This is a genomic window from Sphingobacterium alimentarium, from assembly GCF_004342685.1.
Classification (GTDB): domain Bacteria; phylum Bacteroidota; class Bacteroidia; order Sphingobacteriales; family Sphingobacteriaceae; genus Sphingobacterium; species Sphingobacterium alimentarium.
The window spans coordinates 18,610-41,560 of sequence record NZ_SMBZ01000005.1 but is presented as its reverse complement, the minus strand read 5'-3'; the positions used below and the strand labels follow the sequence as shown (position 1 = coordinate 41,560).

22 protein-coding genes are annotated in these 22,951 nt (G+C 36.5%); 7 read left to right on the top strand and 15 right to left on the bottom strand.

Going from position 1 to position 22,951, the window contains the following annotated elements; translation table 11 throughout:
- Window positions 1-51: 51 nt before the first annotated feature.
- From kdpF to EDC17_RS03365, 4 genes are all read right to left on the bottom strand, one after another.
- On the bottom strand, window positions 52-129 hold the full coding sequence (kdpF, locus tag EDC17_RS17550; RefSeq protein WP_081623247.1) for a K(+)-transporting ATPase subunit F: 78 nt from the start codon (window positions 127-129) through the stop codon (window positions 52-54).
- Entirely contained in the window at window positions 126-509 is a 384-nt protein-coding gene (locus tag EDC17_RS03370) for a DUF7674 family protein (protein WP_129758660.1), read from the bottom strand. Before EDC17_RS03370 ends, kdpF begins: the two co-directional genes overlap by 4 nt.
- A 125-nt stretch (window positions 510-634) precedes the next feature.
- Entirely contained in the window at window positions 635-802 is a 168-nt protein-coding gene (locus EDC17_RS16795; RefSeq protein ID WP_165352998.1) for a hypothetical protein, read from the bottom strand.
- Window positions 803-809: 7 nt separating this feature from the next.
- On the bottom strand, window positions 810-1,169 hold the full coding sequence (locus EDC17_RS03365) for a DUF7674 family protein (protein ID WP_123247948.1): 360 nt from the start codon (window positions 1,167-1,169) through the stop codon (window positions 810-812).
- Between the two features lie 564 nt (window positions 1,170-1,733).
- On the opposite strand from EDC17_RS03365, the gene nhaA reads away from it, so the two are divergent.
- Genes nhaA through EDC17_RS03350 form a run of 3 tightly spaced genes read left to right on the top strand, consistent with a single transcriptional unit; the run spans window position 1,734 to window position 5,529 of the window.
- Window positions 1,734-3,056, top strand: a complete 1,323-nt coding sequence (gene nhaA, locus EDC17_RS03360; protein WP_132776745.1) for a Na+/H+ antiporter NhaA — start codon at window positions 1,734-1,736, stop codon at window positions 3,054-3,056.
- Between the two features lie 26 nt (window positions 3,057-3,082).
- Entirely contained in the window at window positions 3,083-4,822 is a 1,740-nt protein-coding gene (locus EDC17_RS03355; RefSeq protein ID WP_207895652.1) for a TrkH family potassium uptake protein, read from the top strand.
- A gap of 14 nt (window positions 4,823-4,836) precedes the next feature.
- Entirely contained in the window at window positions 4,837-5,529 is a 693-nt protein-coding gene (locus EDC17_RS03350) for a potassium channel family protein (protein ID WP_132776744.1), read from the top strand.
- A 4-nt stretch (window positions 5,530-5,533) separates the two neighbouring features.
- Here EDC17_RS03350 and EDC17_RS03345 read toward each other — a convergent pair whose 3' ends face one another.
- The 5 genes from EDC17_RS03345 to EDC17_RS03325 form a co-directional block, all read right to left on the bottom strand.
- Window positions 5,534-6,871 (bottom strand): sigma-54-dependent transcriptional regulator, encoded by a 1,338-nt coding sequence (locus tag EDC17_RS03345; protein WP_123247850.1) that lies wholly within the window; start codon window positions 6,869-6,871, stop codon window positions 5,534-5,536.
- A 155-nt stretch (window positions 6,872-7,026) separates the two neighbouring features.
- Window positions 7,027-9,027 carry a conjugal transfer protein MobC gene (mobC, locus tag EDC17_RS03340; RefSeq protein WP_132776743.1) on the bottom strand — a complete coding sequence of 667 codons (2,001 nt, stop codon included), beginning with the start codon at window positions 9,025-9,027 and terminating at the stop codon, window positions 7,027-7,029.
- Between the two features lie 100 nt (window positions 9,028-9,127).
- Complete coding sequence (gene mobB / locus EDC17_RS03335) at window positions 9,128-10,417, bottom strand: conjugal transfer protein MobB (RefSeq protein ID WP_132776742.1); 1,290 nt, start codon at window positions 10,415-10,417, stop codon at window positions 9,128-9,130.
- 8 nt (window positions 10,418-10,425) lie between these two features.
- Window positions 10,426-10,857, bottom strand: a complete 432-nt coding sequence (gene mobA / locus EDC17_RS03330; RefSeq protein WP_113264906.1) for a conjugal transfer protein MobA — start codon at window positions 10,855-10,857, stop codon at window positions 10,426-10,428.
- 2 nt (window positions 10,858-10,859) lie between these two features.
- Window positions 10,860-11,120: a hypothetical protein gene (locus EDC17_RS03325; protein ID WP_132776741.1), complete on the bottom strand. Its 261-nt coding sequence runs from the start codon at window positions 11,118-11,120 to the stop codon at window positions 10,860-10,862.
- Between the two features lie 458 nt (window positions 11,121-11,578).
- On the opposite strand from EDC17_RS03325, the gene EDC17_RS03320 reads away from it, so the two are divergent.
- From EDC17_RS03320 to EDC17_RS03310, 3 genes are read left to right on the top strand one after another with little or no spacing between them, the layout of a single operon-like run.
- Window positions 11,579-12,346, top strand: a complete 768-nt coding sequence (locus EDC17_RS03320; RefSeq protein WP_132776740.1) for a ParA family protein — start codon at window positions 11,579-11,581, stop codon at window positions 12,344-12,346.
- Window positions 12,347-12,350: 4 nt separating this feature from the next.
- Window positions 12,351-12,791, top strand: a complete 441-nt coding sequence (locus EDC17_RS03315; protein WP_132776739.1) for a DUF3408 domain-containing protein — start codon at window positions 12,351-12,353, stop codon at window positions 12,789-12,791.
- A 3-nt stretch (window positions 12,792-12,794) separates the two neighbouring features.
- Window positions 12,795-13,430: a conjugal transfer protein TraD gene (locus EDC17_RS03310; protein ID WP_132776738.1), complete on the top strand. Its 636-nt coding sequence runs from the start codon at window positions 12,795-12,797 to the stop codon at window positions 13,428-13,430.
- A gap of 32 nt (window positions 13,431-13,462) precedes the next feature.
- Here EDC17_RS03310 and EDC17_RS03305 read toward each other — a convergent pair whose 3' ends face one another.
- From EDC17_RS03305 to EDC17_RS03285, 6 genes are all read right to left on the bottom strand, one after another.
- Window positions 13,463-15,394 (bottom strand): UvrD-helicase domain-containing protein, encoded by a 1,932-nt coding sequence (locus EDC17_RS03305; RefSeq protein WP_132776737.1) that lies wholly within the window; start codon window positions 15,392-15,394, stop codon window positions 13,463-13,465.
- Window positions 15,376-16,833: an ATP-dependent nuclease gene (locus tag EDC17_RS03300; protein WP_394343343.1), complete on the bottom strand. Its 1,458-nt coding sequence runs from the start codon at window positions 16,831-16,833 to the stop codon at window positions 15,376-15,378. Before EDC17_RS03300 ends, EDC17_RS03305 begins: the two co-directional genes overlap by 19 nt.
- A gap of 23 nt (window positions 16,834-16,856) precedes the next feature.
- On the bottom strand, window positions 16,857-17,456 hold the full coding sequence (locus EDC17_RS16995) for an AAA family ATPase (protein WP_207895650.1): 600 nt from the start codon (window positions 17,454-17,456) through the stop codon (window positions 16,857-16,859).
- A 64-nt stretch (window positions 17,457-17,520) separates the two neighbouring features.
- Window positions 17,521-19,137, bottom strand: a complete 1,617-nt coding sequence (locus EDC17_RS03295; protein WP_132776736.1) for an Eco57I restriction-modification methylase domain-containing protein — start codon at window positions 19,135-19,137, stop codon at window positions 17,521-17,523.
- Window positions 19,124-22,108: an Eco57I restriction-modification methylase domain-containing protein gene (locus tag EDC17_RS03290; protein ID WP_132776735.1), complete on the bottom strand. Its 2,985-nt coding sequence runs from the start codon at window positions 22,106-22,108 to the stop codon at window positions 19,124-19,126. Before EDC17_RS03290 ends, EDC17_RS03295 begins: the two co-directional genes overlap by 14 nt.
- A complete protein-coding gene (locus tag EDC17_RS03285) occupies window positions 22,105-22,431 on the bottom strand; it encodes a helix-turn-helix domain-containing protein (protein WP_201443582.1) in 327 nt (108 codons plus the stop codon). The genes EDC17_RS03290 and EDC17_RS03285 overlap by 4 nt, the downstream gene beginning before the upstream one ends.
- A 210-nt stretch (window positions 22,432-22,641) precedes the next feature.
- On the opposite strand from EDC17_RS03285, the gene EDC17_RS03280 reads away from it, so the two are divergent.
- Window positions 22,642-22,947 carry a DUF4134 domain-containing protein gene (locus tag EDC17_RS03280; RefSeq protein ID WP_034867769.1) on the top strand — a complete coding sequence of 102 codons (306 nt, stop codon included), beginning with the start codon at window positions 22,642-22,644 and terminating at the stop codon, window positions 22,945-22,947.
- Window positions 22,948-22,951: the final 4 nt, after the last annotated feature.

Sequence of the window (22,951 nt, the reverse complement as noted above, 5' to 3'; positions counted from 1 at the left end):
ACCCATTCCTTGATTTTTCCTTTTGTATCTTTCTTCATCTGCTGAAGCGTTTTAAAATTTTTCTGGTTTGAGCAATACGTAGCATATATAGACAAATACACCTATGGCTACTATGAATAATGCTGTCATAGACTTGTTTTTTGTGTTAAATAATTTGTGTTCTGAAGCTGATAAACATGCTTCAGGTTATTGGGAATGAGCTGGTACATATAAATCCATTGTTCTGTAGTGCAACGTCTTTTCATTCCTTCAAAAGAGCGCACAAACAAATTTTCAATGATGTATTGTACATACTCATTTCCTCTTTTATGAAGCCAACCGATGAACTTAATCTTTACCCCAATTTTCTCTATCTGTCCTTTGGAAAGCAAGAGATTGATGTGGTTGACGATTGCCTGAAATATTCCTGCAAAATTTTTTCGCATGGATAGTTCATTGATTTCTTCTTTAATTTCACCGTAGTGATGTGCCAGATAAGTACTGGCTGTGTTTTCATTTATTTCGTTCATTGATTTAAAAACTTCTTTTTATTTACTGGAGAACATCGCATAGAAAATACAGAAGACAATAAAAGCTAAAAGTACTTTTGCCAATATATCCGTAACTATTTCCCTATTTGATTTTCGTTCTTTTTTCATCTGCTTATTAATTGAAAGAATAAAAAGAAAAATACAAAGCCGATCAAAAGACCTGCGAATCCGCCAAGCTTTACGCATACGGCAAACAGGACAAACAATAAAATTGCTAATACTGCTTTTTTTATTTTAGCCGACCAATGTGTTTTTTCTTTTAAAACTTTCATTACTTAATTAGTTTTCTAAAATGGTTTTGATATACCCTTTCCGTAATTCGATCGGAAATAAATCCATATGTTTTTTTAGGCTTCCTGGGCTTTCTTCAAAAGATAGCGCTGTCAGAAACTCATTTTCAATGGCATTCCGCGTGTATTGATTTCCTCCTTGATACAAAAGATTTATAACTTTGGCTATCTCTTGAACACGCTCTAATTCATCTTCTAATCCAGAACCTATTTTTTGTGAACAAACTTCTGCCAGTTTATGCAGTAGCAGATAGTCTGCAATAGAATCGTCCAAAGTATCCAAATCAGGAATGAGTCTTGCGGCTTCAGGAGCCCATTGTTGTATCGTATTTATGATTTTTGTTTTCATTTTATTTTAGATTTTCTCAAAGAAGTCAATTGACTTAATGAACAGACCGAAGCAGGCTAAACCTGCGAGTACTAAAACTATTGTTATCATTTTTATTTATTTTTAAGTGGTACTAATGTGCTTCATAATTGCTCCAAAAATCATAACCACAATAAATGCGAAAAGCAATAAGTGGTATGATTTTAGCCATTTTGGAAACGAAGGCGGTTCTTTCTGCTGTTTCCATTTGACATTTCTTTTCCTCATTTTTAATTTCTTTTGTATACCCTGTGCCAAAATTTATTCCAGTGAAAACCCACTTGAGTTAAGATACTGTAAATGAGGTTATTATTTGATTTCTTTTAATTCTTTCTCACGAAAAACCTTCTCATAATGATAGGGTCATTCTCATAATGATACTACCGTGTCAATTTATGATAAAAGGTATCCAGTCTAGGCTGAGCGATATTGCCTTGATTAGTAAGGAGAATCGTTTTGAATTTTATATTTTTGTACTTTACATAATCGAAAAATGACTGGTTTCTAAGTCATTTTCAGCATAAAATAGAGGGGTAATCATAAAAGATGAATAAAGTAAAAAGAACGCCTATTGAAAAAATTGTATCGCCTATACAGAGCTTTATTAAGAATGAAAAAGCAGGTGGAATCGTATTAGGTATTAGTGTAGTCATTGCTTTGATATTAGCAAACTCACCTTTAGCAGAAGAATATCACCATATTCTCGAACACAGGTTTGGTTTTCAGTTAGACGGAAATACTTATTTTGAGTATAACCTGCATCACTGGATCAATGATGGTCTGATGGCTATATTTTTCTTTGTGGTCGGCTTGGAACTAAAAAGAGAGATTGTTGGGGGCGAGTTATCGAATCCACGTAAAGCATTGTTGCCTATTGCTGCTGCATTTGGTGGAATGGCAGTACCTGCTGCAATATATCTGTTTTTAAACCCAAGCGGAGAAGTGCACAGTGGCTGGGGAATCCCTATGGCGACCGATATTGCTTTTGCTTTGGGGGTACTTTACTTATTAGGCAGCAGAATTCCACTGACCCTAAAAGTTTTTTTGACCGCTTTGGCTATCGTTGATGATTTGGGAGCCGTGCTGGTCATTGCTTTTTTCTATACTTCAGATATCTCTATGTTCCATCTCGTTATTGGGGCGTTAGTACTGTTGACAATGTACATCGGTAATAAAATGGGAGTGAGGAGTATTTTGTTCTACGCTATTTTAGGTATTGGTGGTGTTTGGACTACATTTTTGTTATCTGGTGTACATGCCACGATTGCAGCGGTTTTGGCGGCATTTACTATTCCGGCGGATGTAAAAATCAATGAAAAAATATTCAGTAATAATATTCAACGTTTGTTGGATAAGTTTAAAGGAATAGATCCTGACAATAGCAAGCCTACGTTGACAAATGAACAGTTGCATGTTCTCGAAGAAATCCAAAACAGTACGGTAGCGGCGACTCCGCCACTTCAAAGATTGGAACATGCCATGCACCCGATGGTTACATTTATTATTATTCCGGTATTTGCACTGGCAAATGCAGGTGTTTCATTGGCTATAGATATGGAGCATTTGTTTAGTACCAATGTGGCTTTGGGAGTTGCTTTAGGTTTGTTGGTAGGGAAAGTGGTTGGCGTGGTCGGTTTTACATGGCTGTTGGTGAAATTGAAAGTAGCTCCTTTCCCCGAAGGAATGAATCTAAGAAATTTGTTTGGTTTAGGTTTGCTTGCTTCTATTGGATTTACCATGTCATTATTTGTGACTTCATTAGCTTTTTCGCATGAAGAATATATGACACAGGCCAAAATAGGAATTTTTGCAGCATCTATTATCGGAGGTGTGTTGGGGTATTATGTTTTGAGCAAGCAAAGCAAATAATAACTTATAGTCTGGACAGAACATAAATGAAAGAGTTTTTATATGCCAAATGGATTCAACAACTCATTGTTGTATTGCACCTGGTAGCACTTACAGCACTTATAGCTGATTACGGTTTTGTACTCAATCCAGCCTTACAATTAGGCATCATCTCATTATATCTGTTTGTATTGATCATTGGTATTTTTTATACCGTCCTGAAATACTACTATCATCGTAAAGAGTTCATATTAAGTGTTTTTATTTTTGACGGGCTGAGTGTTTTGTTTGTGCTTTATTGTTTGTACAAACAATTATCAAATGAGGGAATATCAGAGATAACTCACTGGATAAGATGGGCTGTTATATTAAAACTGATTCGAGAATTTACCCGCCCACGGTTAAGCTATAAGCGTTCTTTACTGAATCCTGCTCAGTTATTTATCATCAGCTTTATGGGATTAATCGTCATAGGTGCTTTATTATTAATGCTTCCTAAAGCAACTTATGGAGGGATAAATTTTGTAGATGCCTTATTCACTTCTACCAGTGCGGTGTGTGTAACAGGGCTAATCGTGGTGGATACGAGCAGTTTTTTCACTCCACTTGGTCAAACATTAATCATGCTATTGATACAAGCAGGTGGTTTGGGTATTCTAACCTTTGCGAGCTACTTTAGTTATTTCTTTAAAGGTGGATCAACCTACGAAAACCAGTTGGCATTAAGTGATATGACTAATTCTGAGAAGATTGGCGAGGTTTTTACAACTGTAAAAAGGATTTTGACCATTACTTTTTTGATAGAATTTATTGGAGCAGTACTCATTTTCTTCAATTTAGATAAAGCCCTAATTCCATCCTTTTCGGAAAGAATATATTTTTCCGTTTTTCATTCTATTTCCGCTTTCTGCAATGCAGGATTTTCAACCTTGCCCAATGGAATGATGGAAACAAGTTATGTCTATAATTATCCTCTACAGTTTATTATTGTTGTGATATTTGTATTCGGTGGATTAGGGTTTCCAATCGTGATAAATTCCGTAAGATATATAAAACATCTGATAGCAAGATATATTCTTTGGTTTGTAGAAAAGAAGAACAACTACCGTCCATGGATTTTGACCTTGAGCAATAAAATAAATTTACTAACCACGGGCATCCTGATTGTTTTAGGAACCGTTATTATCTACATCAAGGAATATTATAATGTTTTGGGTAATCATGCAGGGGTTGGAAAAATTATCACTGCACTGTTCGCAGCAACGACCCCTAGAACGGCAGGTTTTAATTCCATAGACTTTAGCCAAATGCATTTTTCTTCTATCATTATCATCATTTTCTTAATGTGGGTCGGTGCATCTCCTGCCTCAACCGGTGGAGGTATTAAAACAAGTACATTTGCAATTGCCACATTAAATTATTTGAGTCTTGCAAAAGGTAAACGTAAAATCGAAATTTTCCGACGAGAAGTGGCAGACATTTCCGTAAGAAGGGCTTTTGCTGTGATGAGTCTATCATTATTGGTGATTGGTTCTAGCGTTTTTCTGATCTCTCATTACGACAATCATATTCCGCTATTAGATATTGCATTTGAAAGCTTTTCCGCTTACAGCACTGTTGGGCTTAGTTTGGGGATAACAGGAGACTTGAGTAACGAGAGCAAAATGGTGCTTTTGGCTACGATGTTAATAGGCAGAGTAAGTATGCTAACCATTCTTATTGCCTTTTTTAAGAAGGTTAAGCAAGCGAATTATCATTATCCATCGGATGAAATATTAATCAACTAAAAAGAAGATTTAGAATGAAATTTATAATTATAGGCTTGGGAAACTTTGGAGGTTCATTGGCCGAGAAGCTAACCCAACAAGGAAACGAAGTAATCGGAGTGGATTCACGAGATGAAAAGGTAGTTGCACTAAAGGATAAGTTATCTCATACTATCTGTATGAACGCAACCGATCAGTCAGCTATAACACACCTTCCATTGAAGAATACCGATGTCGTGATGGTTTGTATCGGGGAAGACGAAGGTGCTAACATCATGGTAACGGCACACTTTAAAAATTTAGGGGTCAAAAGATTAATCAGTCGTTCCATAAATCCATTGCACGAGAATGTGTTGCAGGCACTCGGGGTGAATGAAATTGTACGTCCTGAAGAAGAAACTGCTGAGCGTTGGGCTAAAAAGCTATGTTTGAAAGGTGTGGTAGATTCTTTTGAGCTAAACAAGAATTTCAGCATCGTAGAGATTGTGGTACCTGAAAAATATGTTGGCAAAACGATTGAGGAAGTCAAATTCAGAGAATATCACAATGTCTTGATTCTTACCATTATTCGAGATACGCAAGAAAAGAGTTTTTTAGGCAAAAGCAAAATAGTGCCCAATGTACAGGGAATTCCCGAACCCACTACGATGCTTCAGCGGGATGATATCATCGTGATTTATGGAGCCAACGAAGATTTACAGAAATTCGCTAAGGGGAAATTAGAATAAGACTTCACTTGATTTTGTATTGTTCCATTTTTCTATATAATGTTGCCACTCCAATTTCTAACAATCGGGCTGTTTCTGCTTTATTGCCGTCTGTATGATTGAGTATTTTTTGAATGTGTAACTTTTCGGCACTGGCCATAGAAAACGCAGATAGTTGCTGTGTATTGGATTTGGCATATTGCAGGTCGACAGGCAAAGTATCCCGATCTAATATGTCAGAATCTACCAGAATTACACTTCTTTCGATCACGTTTTTCAACTCTCTGATATTTCCCTTCCAAGGATTATTTTCCAACGCTGTAATATAATCTTCCGATAAGGTTAAAGGTTTTCTATTGGATTTGAGAGCAAAAAGATCTGCATAATATTGTGCCAACAATTTGATGTCTTTTATACGTTCTCTCAAAGATGGGAGCTGAATGCAAAATACAGAAAGTCTGTAAAACAAATCACTCCTGAAATGACCTAACTCAATCTCATTTTCCAGATTTCGGTTGGTAGCGGCTATGATACGGACATTAACTTTGATGGGTTTTGCATCACCAACACGTAAAAACTCACCTGTTTCCAATACACGTAAAATTTTGGCTTGCAAGTCCATTGCCATTTCTCCAATCTCATCCAAAAATATAGTCCCGTTGTGTGCTTCCTCAAAAAGCCCTTTTTGGTCTTTGGTAGCTCCGGTAAATGAACCCGCTTTATGACCAAATAATTCGTTTTCTAAGAGCTCTTTGCTAAAAGCGGAACAGTTTATCGCAACAAAATTTTGGGTGGCTCTTGAACTACCTTGATGAATGGCCTGTGCAAAAACCTCCTTACCCGTACCTGTTTCTCCGGTTAACAATACTGTTGTATCTTTTGGAGCAACCTTCTTTGCTAATTCAATTGCTTTTAAAATTGGCTTTGATGTACCGATAATTTTATCAAATGAATATTTTTCACCCAACTGCTTTTCTAATTGTTGGACTCTTTTATTTAATGCTACCTTTTCACTGGCTTTATATAGAAGCGGGATGATTTTATTGTTGTCATCTCCTTTTGTGATATAGTCGAAGGCACCGTTTTTAATCGCCCTTACACCATCAGGAATATTGCCAAACGCCGTCAACAGAATAACTTCTACTGCAGGATATTTTTCTTTGATAACTTTAGCAGTATCTACACCACTACCATCAGGGAGCTTAACGTCGCATATCACTACGTCTATTTCCTCCACCTCTAATCGTTGCAATCCCGATTTTATGTTAGACGCCTGAAAAACTTCAAAACCTTCAAAACTAATAATCTTTGAAAGGAGGTTTCTCAACTTCTCTTCGTCATCTATTATCAATACTTTCTCCACTTCTTAGCCAATTAGAACAACAAATTTACTAAATATTATGTCTGTTCTAATGATTCTACCACTAAATGAATAAAAATAATCTTTCCCAGCTTGGCTGATATCGGACAATAAACTCATTCAACTGTAAGACCGTCTTTCAGGTGGGTATTGGAAAACTACCCCCGCTGTAACAAATGTTGTAAATCTGGGTCACTGTTTATACGTGTCAGTTCATTTTCAATTATCAGTTCAATATCTTTTTTTATCTGCCTGTAATTCGCTTCAATTTCCTGTTTCATATTATCTGTTCCACTCTCGTCAACAAAGGATAAGATTTGCGGTATCTTCTGATAGACTTTAGTTTCGGCAGCAACCTTTTCATTATCCACCACAATTTCGGCGTGAAATATTTTTTGCTCGATACGTTCATCAAAATTATCAGAAACAGAACCCACGAACATACCCTGTGTCAAAGTTGAAATTTTCGAGGCAGGTATCAAGCTATCCAACTGGGTAGATATGGAAGTTGATTTATCATTTCGATTGATGGTCATACTTTGGCGTTTCTGCAATACTTTTCCGAAGCGTTCCGAAAGGCTTTTTGCCGTTTCGCCGACCACCTGGCCACTAAAAATGTTACCTACTGTATTTTGAATAACCTTACTCTCTTTGTCACCGTAATCCCTTGTTAATTGCGAAAAATCCTGAAAGCCCAAACAAACTGCCACCTTATTACTTCTTGCTGTTGCGATAAGGTTATCCAGTCCTCTAAAATAAATCGTGGGCAGCTCATCAATGATAACGGAACTCTTTAATTGCCCTTTTTTGTTGATGAGTTTGACAATCCTTGAATTGTACAATCCTAATGCTGCGGAGTAAATATTTTGGCGGTCCGGATTATTGCCGACACATAAAATTTTCGGCTCTTTTGGATTATTGATGTCTAACGAAAAATCATCTCCCGTCATAACCCAATACAATTGCGGGCTAATCATTCTTGACAAAGGAATTTTAGCCGATGCTATCTGCCCCTGTAATTGGTCTTGCGCTCCGCCTTGCCACGCATCCATAAAAGGCGACAAATAATTTTCTAAATCGGGATATGAGGTTAAAATGGTAAATACGTCCGAATACTTTTTGTTCAGCAATTCAATGGCGTGTGGAAACGTACAATATTTACCGTCTTCATAAATTTTCAGATACCAGATAATAGCTGCCAATAGAATAATTGGACTTTCCACGAAAAAATCCCCCTGCTTCTGTATCCACGACCTATTAAGATTTAACATTATGGTATATGCCGCTTCGTATGCGTCAGAAATGTCCGTCATAAAGTCGGGATTAAGAGGATTGCAACGGTGGCTCTTACGTGGGTCATCGAAATTTATCACGTAGAATTTGGGTTGAACTTTGTACTTATCCCGATGCTTCAATAAATGATTGTAGGCAATGGTAGAAAGGTCGTCAAACTTGAAATCGTATATGTACATGGAGAAGCCTTTCTCAATTTGTTGCTTGATGTAATTGTTTACGATGGCGTATGATTTTCCAGATCCAGGAGTGCCCAACACAATCGTTGCCCGAAAGGGGTTGACGATGTTAATCCAGCCGTCATTCCATCTGTTTTTGTAATAAAACTTGGTGGACAGGTTAACGGAATACTCGTTCTCCATCAATTTTGTTTCTTGCTGAAAACTTTCGTTCTCGTTGTTAAAAACATCTTCCATCAGATTAGTACGGAGCAAACGGCTCATCCATACGCCTGCCATCAGTAAAGGAATGTAACCTAAAGAGATAGACAGGATATACAGGAATGTGCCTATTGGAGGAGGTAGTTTTAGCAATGGCGTATTCAGAAAGAACAGTACAAAACCAACTCCCAATGCTACATAAATTTTAGACCAGGTTATCTTTTCATTCTTTACGCCCTTTGTACCCAAACAGCTTAACGCCAACAACACCAAAGCGAAGATTTTAGTATATATGGTGTGCGAAAACAAACCCGCGGTCCGGTTGAAATTGGTCAGTATTTTGTTGATGACTTCTAATGTCCAGCCACGTTCCATAAAGAAACCGTAGCAGAACCAATAAAGGTGCATCAGTACCAAAAGGATACTTACTGCCCGCATAAAAGCCATTATTTTGGCCAAGCCTCTTAAATCGTCTTCTCCCTGCATTATTTTAATTTTAATGTTCGGGCGTGAATTTAAAGGCTCTAAAGAGTGGCTATAAAAATGTGGCACTCAAAGGCGGTGCGTGGCGGTGTTTGGCTGATTTCTATTTCTGACCTCTTTGGCGGTTTCTTTTCTTCTTCATCTTATTGGCAAAATCCTGTTCCTCATAATCTTCGTTCTGGGCTTCGGGTAATAAACCGCCTAATGCTTCAATCAAACCGTCTTCGTGTTTTTCATTAGTATTCAGGAAGTCGAACAAATGATGAGGTTCTTCCGCAGGAAGATCTGCATCATTTGGTCTTGATATTTTCGATTGTAGTTCAACTGGCTCTTTAATCTCGGGTTTGATATTATTGTTCCAATAATCATTAAAGGTATTGGCAGAAAGTTCCTTGCCTAAACGTGAACCGTTCCAAACCGTTTTAGAATTGTGGTCTATAAAAGTTATTCCGTAAATACGTCCTGTGTCATTTCTACGCACCACTACATTAATGCCTTGCTCGCCTAACTGCTTTTTAAAACCCTGCTCATCATTTGTTGATTGCAGGGCAATGGTAACGGCAGCTTTAATGGTTGGCTTTGTCGGGTGGTCTTTTAAAGCCTCTTTGCTTTTTGCAAAATGCAATTCCAAAGTCGGTAGCCCTGCGTTTTTTCCGAAAAGCGAAGCCTTGAATGGATGTCCGGCTCTTTCTCCTTTTTCATTTAACGGAATATATAATAAACCCTGCCGTAGCTGCCCCTGCAATTTGCCCTCCACTTTTTCGGTAGTAACATTGAACAGGGAAAGCAAAGCGTTGTATTCTCCCAAAGTTTGGTATTGATAATAATTCGGCAGGTGGCGAACAACCGAAGCGATTTGGCTTTTTACATCTCCAGCTTTGTAATCCACCGGACGGAAAATCTTATCGTTCTGCTTGTGTTCCTTATCCGTTGCGGGTATCAAACCGTATTTCCTTTCGAGTTCACGGCAAACATTCATAGACCGCATTTTCTCGAATTTGTCCGAAATCTTTTTGCCCTCTTCGTCCACGCAAACTGAAACGATATGGATATGACTGCGGTCAATATCGGTATGTTTGAATACCACAAAAGGTTGTTCGCCGTAACCCATTTCCCTCATATACTGCTCTGCCATTTCCCTGTATCTGTCATCGCTTACCTTATCATTCGGGTCGGGATTGAGCGAAATATGCAAAGTATGTTTCTCGGTATTGCGGTTGGCTATCAGGTAAGGAGCAAAAGATTGTGCTAATTGCGCCACGGAATAATGACCGCTTGCGGTTTCTATCATCTTATTCGCAAACAAAATCTGTCCGTTTTCATTCTCTATTTTAAGCTGATTGTACGCTAATGCCCCGTATAAATTTGCGCTTCTTCCAATTTTTGCTATCATTTCTACCGCTATTTTTTCAGGTGTTTGGCTTCAAATTCCTCGCTTATTTGGATGATTTTCTGACACAGCATCGCCATTTCAGCCGTCTGTTTTTCCAGTTTATACAGAAATGCCGCCGCCTTTTTCTCTGAAAAATTCTTGTACAATAGCTTCACAACCTGATTATAGTTTATACCGATGGAACGGAACTGGCTGTGAAACGAGGTCAGCCGCATATAAAAATCAACCGTTCCTTTGTCAATCTGAATGGTCTTTATGGTCTTGTCAAAGATGCAAGACGTTATAAAATGCGCTTTTACCTGCATACCTGATTTATCAAAAAGGGCAAGAAAGCGGGCGTGTTCCTGCTCGTTAAAGGAAATGGTGTACCGAATGGTCGCCGGGTCTTCTTTGGGGCGGCGTCCGGTCTTTTTCAATTGCTTTTTGTTGTTATCGTTCATCACTAATCCATTTTAAAATCCATACAAAACCCTGACTTCGGAAGGTGTTTTCTGCCCCCTGCAAAGGGCAAGTTGTTTTGAGCATCGGAAATCATTCCGAGATGCTCAAAACACAACTTGCCGTGTTCTGTTGAACACAAAAATCCGTCCGCCAAAAAAGGCGGAACCGGATTAAATGTAACAGGGAAAAACGGCTCGATGCCGTTCCCGTTACCCTCCGATTTGTCAAAAGAATTTTGCATAAATCCGTTAATAAAAATCATTGTACAAAGTAAAGCCCTGTTTACGAAAGCATTGTATTGTATATCAGTGCCAAACACTGCCTTTGAACGCCAAACACTGCCACGATAATGAAAGCACTTATATATCTACATTTCTTTGTGCCTACAAACAGATAGATATAAGGGCATAGATAGGTATGCAGGTAACAACATAAGTACGCAATCAGCTATGTAAAAAAGTACCTATTGAGATATGCGATGATGCAATTGGGTACGCACATATTCAGGCACATAAATAAACAGGTCTGTTGGTACAAACATACCTGCCTGCATACAGCTATAAGCGTGTATTCAGTTACATAGCTTGGTGCATCATTACCTGTCTAACTACATAAGTATGCACACAGCGACAAGCCTATATACAGTGGTACACAGGTAGGTAATTGCGGATATACGGACATAGGTAAATGGATATATAAATAATTAAAAACAGCAGCATTATGAATGCAAAACACAAAACAGTATTTATCGCCTTTTCATCTCAAAAAGGCGGTGTAGGCAAAAGCACCTTTACAACGCTTGTTGCAAGTACGATGCACTATCGGTTGGGCTACAACGTAGCCGTATTTGATGCGGATTTTCCACAGCACAGCTTGATGAAAATGAAGACAAGGGATTTGGCAATGGTAATGGAAAACGAGGCTTTGAAAAAGCTGGCGTACAAACAATTTACCACCATCAACAAAAAAGCCTATCCCATTATGCAGTACAAAGCGGATAGCGTATTGGAAGCGGCTCACGAATTTGTAAACACTTCTTCCGTTCCGGTTGATGTGGTATTTTTTGACCTGCCCGGAACTGTGAATACGTCCGGCATTCTGAAAGCATTGGCAGGAATGCACCACATTTTTACGCCCATCACGGCAGACCGTGTGGTAATGGAAAGTACGCTCATCTTCACACAGCTTTTGCAGGACGTGATTATGAAAAAAGGGGAAACGTCCATAGAAACCATTAACCTGTTTTGGAACCAAGTGGATGGCAGGGAAAGCACACCCCTATATGGCGTGTATAACCAGCTTATTGCGCAATTAGGATTAAGCCTGATGCAAAGCCAAATTAAGAACAGCACCCGTTTCCGCAAAGAAAGCGAAACAGACAGCAAAACCGTTTTCCGTTCTACCGTAATGCCTCCCGATGAACGTTTGATGAAAGCCAGTCAGTTAGACTTGTTCATAGACGAATTTTTAAAAATCATTCAATTATAGCCCTATGGAGAAAGATAATAAAAAGAAAGCCAGGCCTGATATTAACGAGGAACTGATGATGAACCTGATGGTAGATGGCGTAAAAAAAGAGGGCTTGCAGCTTCCACCTGAACCGCCTGCTGAAGAACCCGAAAAGGAGGAGATTAAGCCTAAAGAACTGGCACAAGAAAAACCTGCGGTTAAAGAAAAGAGCAGAACCAAAAGGACAAACGAAGCTGACTACGAAAGTATCTTTTTCAAAAAACCTGATACCAATGCCCGTGACGGGAAAACGGTTTATATCCGACCGGATTTTCACGAAAAGATGTCACGAATTGTACAGGTTATAGGTGAAGACAAGATAACCATATACGGCTATTTGGACAATTTGCTGGATTACCATTTTCAGGAATTTGGCGAGCAGATTACCAAGAGTTTCAATGATAAGTACAAACCCATTTTATAAGCTATGGAAACAGTAATTGTGATATGCTTGCTCATAGTCATTGCCCTGCTGGTGCAGGACAAGATTGTCATTAAGAAAAGGCCGGAGCATAAGCCAATGCAGGAAAAGGTTAATCCGAACCTGCCCGATATTATGGGTCAGCCCAAGCCTGTAAGAAGCCTTTTCCTGCCAAACGCTGCCAATGAAAGCCAAATTGAGGAACAAGAGATAAACCCTGATAATTTAGACATTGAATACGACGAAAATGAAAACGTAGGTATTCAAATTCCGCAGGAAGAGCTGGACAAAGTTTTCAGTAATATGCCTGATTTGGAGGAAGAGGAAGAAGAGTGGAACAGGTACGGAATATCCAGTGGCGATGACAGTCTTGCCCAAGGGGTTACCTATGACGAACTAAGCTCCGTAGGGGCATTGCTCCAAAAAGAAGAATTGGAACCAGCCCAAAAGGAAACAGCGATAGCTATAGTTCAAAAAATACAGGGAACCGAATTATTCAGCCTATTGGAAAATTCTATGGAAGATGCTTCCCGAAGAATAGCCGAGCTTTTGGATAGTACCCTTTCATCTGAAACGGAAGACAGTTCTTCCACTTTGCGGAAAAATGATTTGAGTGATTTTGACATTGGGGAGTTTATATGAGCAAACTCCCTATTGTTTTTTTAAGAATAAGGTTAACTAATATCAATGACATTGTCCTCTCCAAACCATACTTTGGCTTTCGCTATTACGTCTGCATCAGGATTGTGAAAAAAAACTGCTAAGTTCTCTTTTGCCCTTGTACAACAAACGTAAAATATTTTTTGAGTTCTATCCAATACACTTGCAGAACCTGTACCTAAGAATAGATTTCCAAAGTTATAATTGTTCCAACCACCATTATCAAGTATAACCAAAACATTATCAAATTCTGTTCCTTTGGTTTTGTGCTGTGTTGAAAATGGTGTTTGTCCTTCAAGGTATTCATATAGTTTTTGAAATTCACTAAACTTAACATCCTTCACTCGATTATACAAATACTCTTTGTTCTCTTTAAAGGCAATTAGCTTATCATCAATCAAACAAATTCTCTTTTCGTTAGCATCATTAATGACTTGTTCAATTGTATTATCTCCAACATTCACAAGGCTTTCAATATTTTCTTTTAAGGCTTTTTTGCTTGCGATACTTGTTATTTTAAAATGATAATCTGTGGCTCTTAAAAACTCATTGTACTTTTTATTTTGATACAGAGAAATATTATTCTGAATTTTAAATAAGTGTTTTACAAGATTATCTCTTTTTGAACCTTTCTTGTTTTCATCATCTTTGTCTTGCTTTTTATCATCAAGTAATTGGTCTTTGTCAACATACATTTTGGAAAATTCAGAGTATTTTAATGATTTCGCATAATTATACAATTCAGCATTACCATCAATAAAAACCTGCATTGTATTTGTAGGACGAACTGCGTTTAACTCTCTACCACCTTTTCCTTGCTGTAATGCTTCAATTACTTCTCCAAATGTATTTTCTGAAAAGTCAGCAGCAACATTGTTATCTTTAATATACTTCTTAATTCTATCTCTAAAACTTAATATGTGGTCTTTATCATAAATATCCATCAAATTTCTAAAACCCGCTTTACCTGCTATTAAATTATGAGTAAGATTAAGTTCTTTAGTTTCCTTTGAATTATTAAAATCCCAAGCATAATTAGCTTCTAAAAATGCCTCAACCTTATTGATGTATCCATCAGTGGAATGTAGAAACAAAACAGTTCCTTGCTTTATTACACCACCAACCATATTAGGGGCTTTCGGGTCGGCAGATGGCTCTTGAATTATGCCATCAGTACGAAGTTTGTTCGCCAAGTCAATTACAAGTTGCGGATTTCTTCTATTTTGTTTCTTTGGAATTTCGTTTACTTTTTCTGCATCATCTCCTTTATAATCGTCTAAGTTGCCAATGCCATCTTCATAAATTGATTGCATAGCATCTCCAAAAAAGCCTATGATATTCGTTCTTTTACTTTTCTTAAAATGTGTAAGAAATGTTTCTACAACAGCTTTACTTGTATCCTGGTATTCATCAATGAATATGAATTTATATTTATCTTTTACGATGCTGCTAAGCTTGGGATATTTTTCAAAAAGATAGTTGGCTACTATGAGTAATTCATCGTGAGATATAATTCCTTCACGTATTCTAACAAACTCTTTGTACTGTACACCATCAGGTAAAACAGCATAATAATTTTCCGGTACAGGATTGACTTCTTCAATGGAAATTCTGGTTACCTCCTCATTGTTTGCTAAGGCAATAAGTGCTTCTTTAAGCTCTTTTTGAAAATGTTTAATACTATCCCATAAGAAATCGTGTATCGTAGATACATTAAGATTTTTATGGTTTACCCTTTCTTCAATTTCTTTTACTGCTGCATTAGTATAAGTCATACAAGCAACCTTAGCCGTTGGATTTTCAGCTATTGCCTGCCTAATTACGTTTACCAAGGAGTAAGTCTTTCCACTGCCTGCACCCCCGCTTAATAAAAAGTTTCTGCCATTATCAATAGATTGAAAAATTTCCCGTACTTCTGGTTCTAAATTTAATCTTCCTTCAACCATAACAAACCATTTTTAATGTAAGCCGGAATATTCCAATTACTAAACTTTTCATTACTGTGGTATAAGATATCCAAGGCAAAATGAGTTTTCTTCTTAACACAATTCGCTGCTAAAACGTAAGGACTTTTCGCATCATCATCAAAATCAGCAGCATTTTTTATCCCTTGGAAAGTATCTCTATTTTCTTTTACGAATGCTCTATTTAGGTGTATAAAGGCATCTTCAAAACTTCTTGCGTGATAGGTGCTTTCTTCCTGTTGGTAACATATACAAACTGTGGAACTCCCGACAATAATTGTTCTATTAGCAAGAGGTAAGGATTTTAAATCGTCCCAAGTTACAGCATTCAAGAAATGATTAATTGCTGAGTTACTTGTTTTAGTGCCTTCATTTACAGGACACGCTCCCCATTCGTCTTGCCCTTTTGCATTTTGACCTGTTACCTTTATAGCATCTATATCTGTTAATATCACTGATTTAATACCCAAGAAGTCAATAAATTTCTCAAAGATTTGAGAATATGCCCCAACTTCGATAATTGATATATTTTGTGATAGAAGCGGTAAGAAGGTATCTTCATTTCCTTCAGCTTCTAAACGTGAAGCCTCTTCCAAATCAACTTTTCGCATAAAAGTTGGTATCAAAATTCTTTCTGTATCTCCTTCAATAAGAACTGCTTTATCAGCAAAAAAGATTTCAGCTCTACTAATCGTTAGATATTGTTTTAAGAATTGATACTGTTTTGGGTCAGCATCATATTGAGTTCTTAAATCTTTCAGATTTTTCGCAGTTACGTTATTCTTTGCTATTGCTTTCAAATATTTAATATCATCGAAATCGCTATCTGCGACAATGTGTGATGAATGCGTTGTGATTATGTACTGTAATGGTCTGTTTATACCATCATCTCTTTTGATGCCTTCTCCAAGCAGTTTCTTTATATTTTTTATAAAGACATATTGCATTTGGGGATGGGTATGAGCTTCCGGTTCTTCTATAATAAGCAAATTAATATCTGCGGGCTTTTTATCTTTATCTTTTTTGAAATCCTGTACCAAAATTTCAATTTCAAAAATCATACTTATTAGGTTCATATAACCCAAACCGTTATAATGCTCTGGTAACTTGTGGTCATCGTGAGTGTACACCACTGTAGTATTCCCTTCAAGCAATTCTCGGTGTTGCAGTGTTGAAATAATTGCTATATCAGTGTCATTCAGCTTAACGCCACCAAAATCCTGTACTTTTTTTATTACATCTTTAAATAAGTCTTTATAGATGTCGCTTAATGTACTGTCGGTTTCTGAAAGCTGGTCTTTAAAATCTTCTGTAGCTTGGGTCTTATCGCTACTATCTTCTTTCTTTTTATAAAGGCTTGAAGTTTGTTTTGAGAGCGTATTTTCCTTTTCCTTATTTGTCACATCCCTTCTTGCACTTATGTACTTGAAGCTGATGATATCTTTTAAATTAATATTTTCACTAATAAGGTCAATAGGTTTAGTTCGGTAATGTCGCTTGTAGCTGTATCATATTCGAAAGAGAATTTATGAATTTTAAAATAAGCTTCTAAGTTTTGCTTTAAAAAATCTTTTAGTTCCCTTGGCTTGTATTCTTTCTTCTTAACATTTTTGGCATTTTCACTGGCTGCGAAGACTGCATAGTCAGCTTTAATTTTTAAAAAATCATCATAGATTACAGTGTACTCAAAACCTAAAACAATATTATTATTATCAGGGTCTAAATCCATTAATACTCTGCTAACATTAGATAAGTCATCTGTATCGTTATATTCAATATAAATTTTCAGTTTAATGCCTTTGGGTAGGAATTCGTCGGGAACATCAGCCGACTTAATTAAATCTTCAAATTCGTTTTTAAAATCAATATTAAAGTCATCATAAGAAAATTTGCTTTTCTCATTTATAAATTTATCAAGAACTGACAGAATAGAAGTCTTTCCTGTATTGTTTTTCCCGATAACAAGAGAAAGTTCATTTTCAAGATCCATTGAGAAAGTCTTCAGTAATCGAAAATTTTCAACTTCTATTTTTTTTATCTTCATAATAGTGGTTATAGTATTTGATTAGTTTATATTCTCATCTCCTTACTCTGATGCTTGCCCTTTATTATATTTTTTTTCCTCTATTTAACCTACGTTTAGACAATTTTTTCCAAATACTATGAGCCAAATCAATTTCCTTTTGCGTCAAGCCGTAATGCTGTTTTAAGATTACTTCATTAGTTATTTTTAATACCTCTTCAATGTCTGTTTTGTCTCGGATTAATTCATCAATTCTTGACAACATTTCTGCATTGTCTTTATGATATGGAAGTAATATTTTCTCTGCTTCATTGGGCATTAATTCTAATACGCCTCCTCCGTGGCTTCGTCCTGAAACTTCTGTAAATGCTAATGAAAGCGAATTGTAATAACTTGCAGTCAATGCCTTAATATCGGTGTCAGGCTTTACAAAAACACGATGCATAGTATCAGTTGTGTAGGCTTCTGCTTCATTTATGATTAACCTTGGATAAAGGTTGTTTCGCCTGATAAACAAAGCATCGGAAATTTTTAAGGACGGCACTACAAACCAATTATTTCTAATCCCTGTTTTATAACCTTTATGGATATTCAAACTTTCTCCGTGAGCAATATATTTCACTGCTCCGTTGTTTTGGTCAAGGTTTTGCCTGTCAGGAAACGCTAACAAATGTGCTTTGGCTTTGGAAAATTTATTCTTTTCCCAATCTTCTTTTGTGAAAATAACACTATTTACTTGCACACTTCTCCCCACCATCGGTTTGGCATAGTCGTAAAGATTATATTCTTCAACGGTAGTAAGCGGAACTGTAAAATAATTGTTTGCTCCTGTAGTAATACCGACTTCAACGTTTGCGTACTTTCCAAGTGTTGCAATGTTTCTTTTCTTCGCAATGGTTTCTAAAAAGTCAATTTCTTCCTGTTCTAAAAAATAGAAAGTCCATTTGTTGGATTTGAAATCAATTTTCTTTTGAGGACTTTTTAATCTTGCTGTGTCAAGCGTTTTTAATTCGTTTGCATCTTTTAATTCGATGTGTTCAATGTTGTGTTCCTGTGTTCCGTTCTTTTCGCAAAGCAATAAAACAACTTCTTGCTGAATATCAGGGAAAACTAATTTTTCAAAAGAAATGATATTGATTTTGTTGTAGAAATGAGCAAGGAATTTTCGCAATTGCAAAGCAAAGGAAACCTGTAAGATTTCTGCTGGTAAAACAAAGCCGATTTTTCCACCTTTGTCTTTCAACAAAAGGGATGAACCAACCACGAATGAAACCCAAGCGTTGGTCAATTTGGAATATTTTAATTCTGCTCTAACAAAAATATTTTCTGCTTCTGCTTGCTGATTTCTGTCGAAAAACTGAAAGCGGATATAAGGTGGATTACCCACCACTAAATCAAAACGCTTTTCTGTGTTATTGCAGTAGGTATGAAAATCATCATTGATTACCTGCTTGTTTTTAAGTTCAATTTTATCGGCTTTTTTTGCTTCTACTTCGTCAAACTCAATGGCTGTAATGGAATTGTATTTTGATTTTAAATTCTTTAATTGTTCCAAGAATACACCATCGCCACAACTCGGTTCAAGTATGTCAAAATTGTTACTACCATTAGTACCCCAACGCAAAATAAACTCCGCAATGGGTTCAGGTGTATAAAATCCACCCCTTAATTTTTCGGCTGTTGCGTTCTCAATTAGTTTCATACAAATCTTTGATTAAAGGGATTAATAAATCGTCATCGCCTAAATCATATAATTTGGCTAACAGCTTTTCTAAATTTGCTTTTTCTCTTGTAAATTGTCCCTGTAGTGGTGTCAAAGTCCTTTTGTTTCCTACATTCACGTCTATTTGGTCTTGTATGCGGATAATTTCTTTTTGTGTTTCAACAATTTTGTCGTGAAGTGCTTTTTCTGTCGCATTCGCAAAGTCAATGGTGCGAATAGGCAAATTGTTGAGGACTTTAGTGCCTCTTGCAAAATAACTTCCTCTAAATACTTCGCCTGTTAAGATTACAAACCACTCAACATATTTTGAGTTTAGTATTGCCTGAATGTAATATGTGGAATAATCGAAATTATCAGGCATTGTAATTGCACAGTAGCCTGCTGTTCCGCCCGATGTAAAAAGCGTTCCGTAATTATCTATTGCATATTTGTCGCCACTCGACAATACACCAAGTATTATCTTTTCTTTTTTATCCGAAATGCTTAGTCCTTGTTGTCTTCCGAAACGGTGCCATTCGTTTGCTGTTGCAGGTTCTGGTTTAATATCTCTTTTCGGATTGTTCAGATTTGCTTTATGTTTCTGTAAATAGCCAAAAGCAAGCGGGTATTTCATTTGAATTTCTGTTAGTGGAATTATATCAATACCTTTTTTCGTGTTTTGGTAAGGATAAACAACTCTCGCATTTGGCTTGAAAGTTCTGTAGGTATATAGGTTGTCTTCTCCTGATGATGTTTGAAAATAAGGTTTGGTAATCGCCTTTTCAATTTTGTAATCAACTCCCTTTTTGGAAAAATAATAATGCTTCGCATCTTCTTTCGTTGGAATGAAGATGTAAATGTCATTAGCACTTGTTTGGATACCATTAAAAATATTTTCGCTACCAACTAAAGCAATCAGTTTGGAACTTTGGGCAATGATGTTGTTGTAAGCATTGGTTAATTCGGGTGGAACTAAAACCCAGACTTCATTGTCTAATTCTTCAGTTTTCTTAGAAGCATATTTTACAGCTTCTGGTTCACGAACTTTCCAGCTTTTCAGGCTTTTTACTTCTGCATATTGAAAAGTTTTTTGCGATGTTTTGTTTAAAATCAGCAAACAAGTATAAGTTGTTTTGTCTGCAAAAACCTGATTAGCACCAAACGAAACGATTGAATGCAAATAACCTTTTGTTGAAAGCTCTTCTCTCAATTTTTTACCTGCACCAACTTTAGTAAACTTACTTGGAACAATATAACCTAAAACACCATCATTATTTAACAAGTTTATACCTTGTTCAAGGAACAAAAAGTATTTGTCAAACTGCTTGTAAGCAGACGTATAATTTGCTTTGTAAAGCGGTAATTCAAGCGGTGTAATATTTTTCATATCCTCCGACTTCATATAAGGCGGATTACCAATAATTACATCAAAACGAAGTTTTGAAAAATCAAACGGATTGATGATTGTTTGGTTTTTCTTTTCAACTTGTGTTGGATTTAATAAACTATTTCCGAAGAAAATATTAATTGATAAATCAGGTAAAACTGGTTTGCTTGTGTTGGTCGATGATGTATTTTCATCTTCCAATAATTTGAGTAATAAGCCAAATTTTGCAGCTTCTACTGCATTGTAATCCTTATCAACTCCGTAAACACAATTCAATAATAGTTCTCTCTTTATTTTGAAAGGAAGTTTGTAAGTGTTGATATTGGTTTGAATAAGTTTTGTTTTGTCTGCTTTTAAATAGTAGTCAATTAAAATATCATTCAACAACTGAAAAAGTTCCAATAAGAATGCACCTGAACCGCAAGCGATGTCTGCAAATTTCAGTTTCAGAATTTCTTTGTCGGTCTTGTCCTTACATTTTGGTAAAACCGTATTCCGCAAAATATCATTGATGATAAATGTTGGCGTAGTTACAATATCTCTATCCACATTTTCAGGCTTCTTTACCAATTCAACTATTCCGTTTTGTACAGTCAGTTTTTCAGATAAGAAAATCTCATAAATGCTACCTAAGATATCGGATGAAAATACACTAAATGAGTAAGGGCTTTCTGGATAATACAATTGCTTAATAATTGTCCAAAATGCAGAGCTAATATTTTCTACAATTTTATCTTTAAGTAACTGGTCAAATAATCCTGAATTATAGCGTTTGTCAGCTTGTTCAAATTTTTTGATTAATGCTTTAAAATCACTTGTGTTGGCAAAGGCTAAAAGCGTTTGATAATCTTCTAAATTTCTGTCTTCACAAACACGCAAGAACAAAATCCTATTCAAATAGCTTTGAACAATATCGTTTAATTCCTGCTCTTTTATTTTAGGGTCGTGTTTATATATCTCACTTCCTAATAACTTTCTCCATTCGTTAAATTGTTGTAGAAAAAGTGTATCAATTGAATATTGATTTAGTTTGTTTTCAATAGTTTGCCATTCGGTATCGAACGCACCTGAATACACTGCGTCCTTACCCAATAGCTTTTTGATTTCTTCAAACTTACTTTCATATTCGGTATAATGATATTTTTTGATTAATGCCTTATTGTAATTGTCGGTTTCATCGACTTTTACCGAAGTGTCGTAAATGATTAAGTATTCAAAGTTTGAAAGAACGGAAATTTTCAATTTGGCTGTAAAGCCGTACCGCCTTACTTGTTTAGCTGTGTCGTTATTTGCTTCAATTGCTACGCAAGGTTTTTTTGCTTCCAAAAAGAATTTTCTTTCAGAAAACAAGCGGAAAGTATAATCTGGTTTTTTTGAATGCTCGGAAGCATTTGCTTTTAATGCTTCTTCTAAAATTACTTCTCTTTCGTTGGTTGATTTTCCTGCATTATTTTTAATATCCCAGCCCAACAACTCGAAAAATGGGTCTAAGAAATCACTACGAAGCAGTGTTTCGTTATACTTGTTTGTTAAGTAATATTTTCTGTCAGCAGAATATTTTTCTATGAGTTGCTTTATTGTCATTTCTTCTTATTCTGTTTTATATATTTTGCTCTTTCCTCTGCCACTTTCAGTGCTTTCATACCCAAATCTTCATCTTGAATTTCATATAGAATTTTGTCGCTTAGGAATGAAACCATAAGTTCATCTGAGTTACAGTGATATATATCTGCAAGTTTCAGTATTATCTCCTTTGTTATTTTCCGTTCCCCTCGTTCCATTTTACTTAAAATAGCAACATCAATATCCAGTAAGGCTGCAACTTTCCGCAGAGGTAGTTCCCTTTCCTCTCGGATGTGTCTTAATTTTTCTCCTATTGTTTCTGTTGACATAACTTCCGTTGACATATTGTGTCAAATTTATGCAAATATTTCATAGCAATCCAAATTGTGGAAAAACTTTATTACGAAGTAATTCGAATTAAACCAATAAAGCCACTCACCGCCAAACACTTCCTCTGACTGCCACTTTGTTATAACGCCTTCATTTCTGAAACACCTTTGTCCCGAAAGACCGCAAGGTGCGGGATAACAGTAACAAATTAATGTGTTTCAATTATGAAAAAACAGAGAAAAAAAGTTTTGCTGGCAGCCGTGGCTATGCTGTCAGGAATTGGTGCGTTCGCACAGGGAAACGGTTCGGCAGGTATCAACGAGGCAACCCAAATGGTGACGTCTTATTTCGACCCCGCAACCCAATTAATCTACGCCATCGGTGCGGTGGTCGGGCTAATCGGAGGTGTTAAGGTGTACAACAAATTCAGTTCGGGCGACCCCGATACATCGAAAACTGCGGCGAGCTGGTTCGGTGCGTGTATCTTCTTAATCGTGGCTGCTACTATCCTGCGTTCATTCTTCCTTTAATCCT

Excerpts from the sequence above, each read along its gene's own strand:
- EDC17_RS16995 (WP_207895650.1), bottom strand. The coding sequence starts at position 17,456 with ATGAAGATAAAAAAAATAGAAGTTGAAAATTTTCGATTACTGAAGACT.
- EDC17_RS03355 (WP_207895652.1), top strand. The coding sequence starts at position 3,083 with ATGAAAGAGTTTTTATATGCCAAATGGATTCAACAACTCATTGTTGTA.
- EDC17_RS03280 (WP_034867769.1), top strand. The coding sequence starts at position 22,642 with ATGAAAAAACAGAGAAAAAAAGTTTTGCTGGCAGCCGTGGCTATGCTG.
- EDC17_RS03350 (WP_132776744.1), top strand. The coding sequence starts at position 4,837 with ATGAAATTTATAATTATAGGCTTGGGAAACTTTGGAGGTTCATTGGCC.
- EDC17_RS03295 (WP_132776736.1), bottom strand. The coding sequence starts at position 19,137 with ATGAAACTAATTGAGAACGCAACAGCCGAAAAATTAAGGGGTGGATTT.
- mobB (WP_132776742.1), bottom strand. The coding sequence starts at position 10,417 with ATGATAGCAAAAATTGGAAGAAGCGCAAATTTATACGGGGCATTAGCG.
- EDC17_RS03315 (WP_132776739.1), top strand. The coding sequence starts at position 12,351 with ATGGAGAAAGATAATAAAAAGAAAGCCAGGCCTGATATTAACGAGGAA.
- EDC17_RS03290 (WP_132776735.1), bottom strand. The coding sequence starts at position 22,108 with ATGACAATAAAGCAACTCATAGAAAAATATTCTGCTGACAGAAAATAT.
- mobC (WP_132776743.1), bottom strand. The coding sequence starts at position 9,027 with ATGCAGGGAGAAGACGATTTAAGAGGCTTGGCCAAAATAATGGCTTTT.
- EDC17_RS03310 (WP_132776738.1), top strand. The coding sequence starts at position 12,795 with ATGGAAACAGTAATTGTGATATGCTTGCTCATAGTCATTGCCCTGCTG.
- nhaA (WP_132776745.1), top strand. The coding sequence starts at position 1,734 with ATGAATAAAGTAAAAAGAACGCCTATTGAAAAAATTGTATCGCCTATA.
- EDC17_RS03365 (WP_123247948.1), bottom strand. The coding sequence starts at position 1,169 with ATGAAAACAAAAATCATAAATACGATACAACAATGGGCTCCTGAAGCC.
- EDC17_RS16795 (WP_165352998.1), bottom strand. The coding sequence starts at position 802 with ATGAAAGTTTTAAAAGAAAAAACACATTGGTCGGCTAAAATAAAAAAA.
- EDC17_RS03305 (WP_132776737.1), bottom strand. The coding sequence starts at position 15,394 with ATGGTTGAAGGAAGATTAAATTTAGAACCAGAAGTACGGGAAATTTTT.
- EDC17_RS03325 (WP_132776741.1), bottom strand. The coding sequence starts at position 11,120 with ATGATTTTTATTAACGGATTTATGCAAAATTCTTTTGACAAATCGGAG.
- kdpF (WP_081623247.1), bottom strand. The coding sequence starts at position 129 with ATGACAGCATTATTCATAGTAGCCATAGGTGTATTTGTCTATATATGC.
- EDC17_RS03370 (WP_129758660.1), bottom strand. The coding sequence starts at position 509 with ATGAACGAAATAAATGAAAACACAGCCAGTACTTATCTGGCACATCAC.
- EDC17_RS03320 (WP_132776740.1), top strand. The coding sequence starts at position 11,579 with ATGAATGCAAAACACAAAACAGTATTTATCGCCTTTTCATCTCAAAAA.
- mobA (WP_113264906.1), bottom strand. The coding sequence starts at position 10,857 with ATGAACGATAACAACAAAAAGCAATTGAAAAAGACCGGACGCCGCCCC.
- EDC17_RS03285 (WP_201443582.1), bottom strand. The coding sequence starts at position 22,431 with ATGTCAACGGAAGTTATGTCAACAGAAACAATAGGAGAAAAATTAAGA.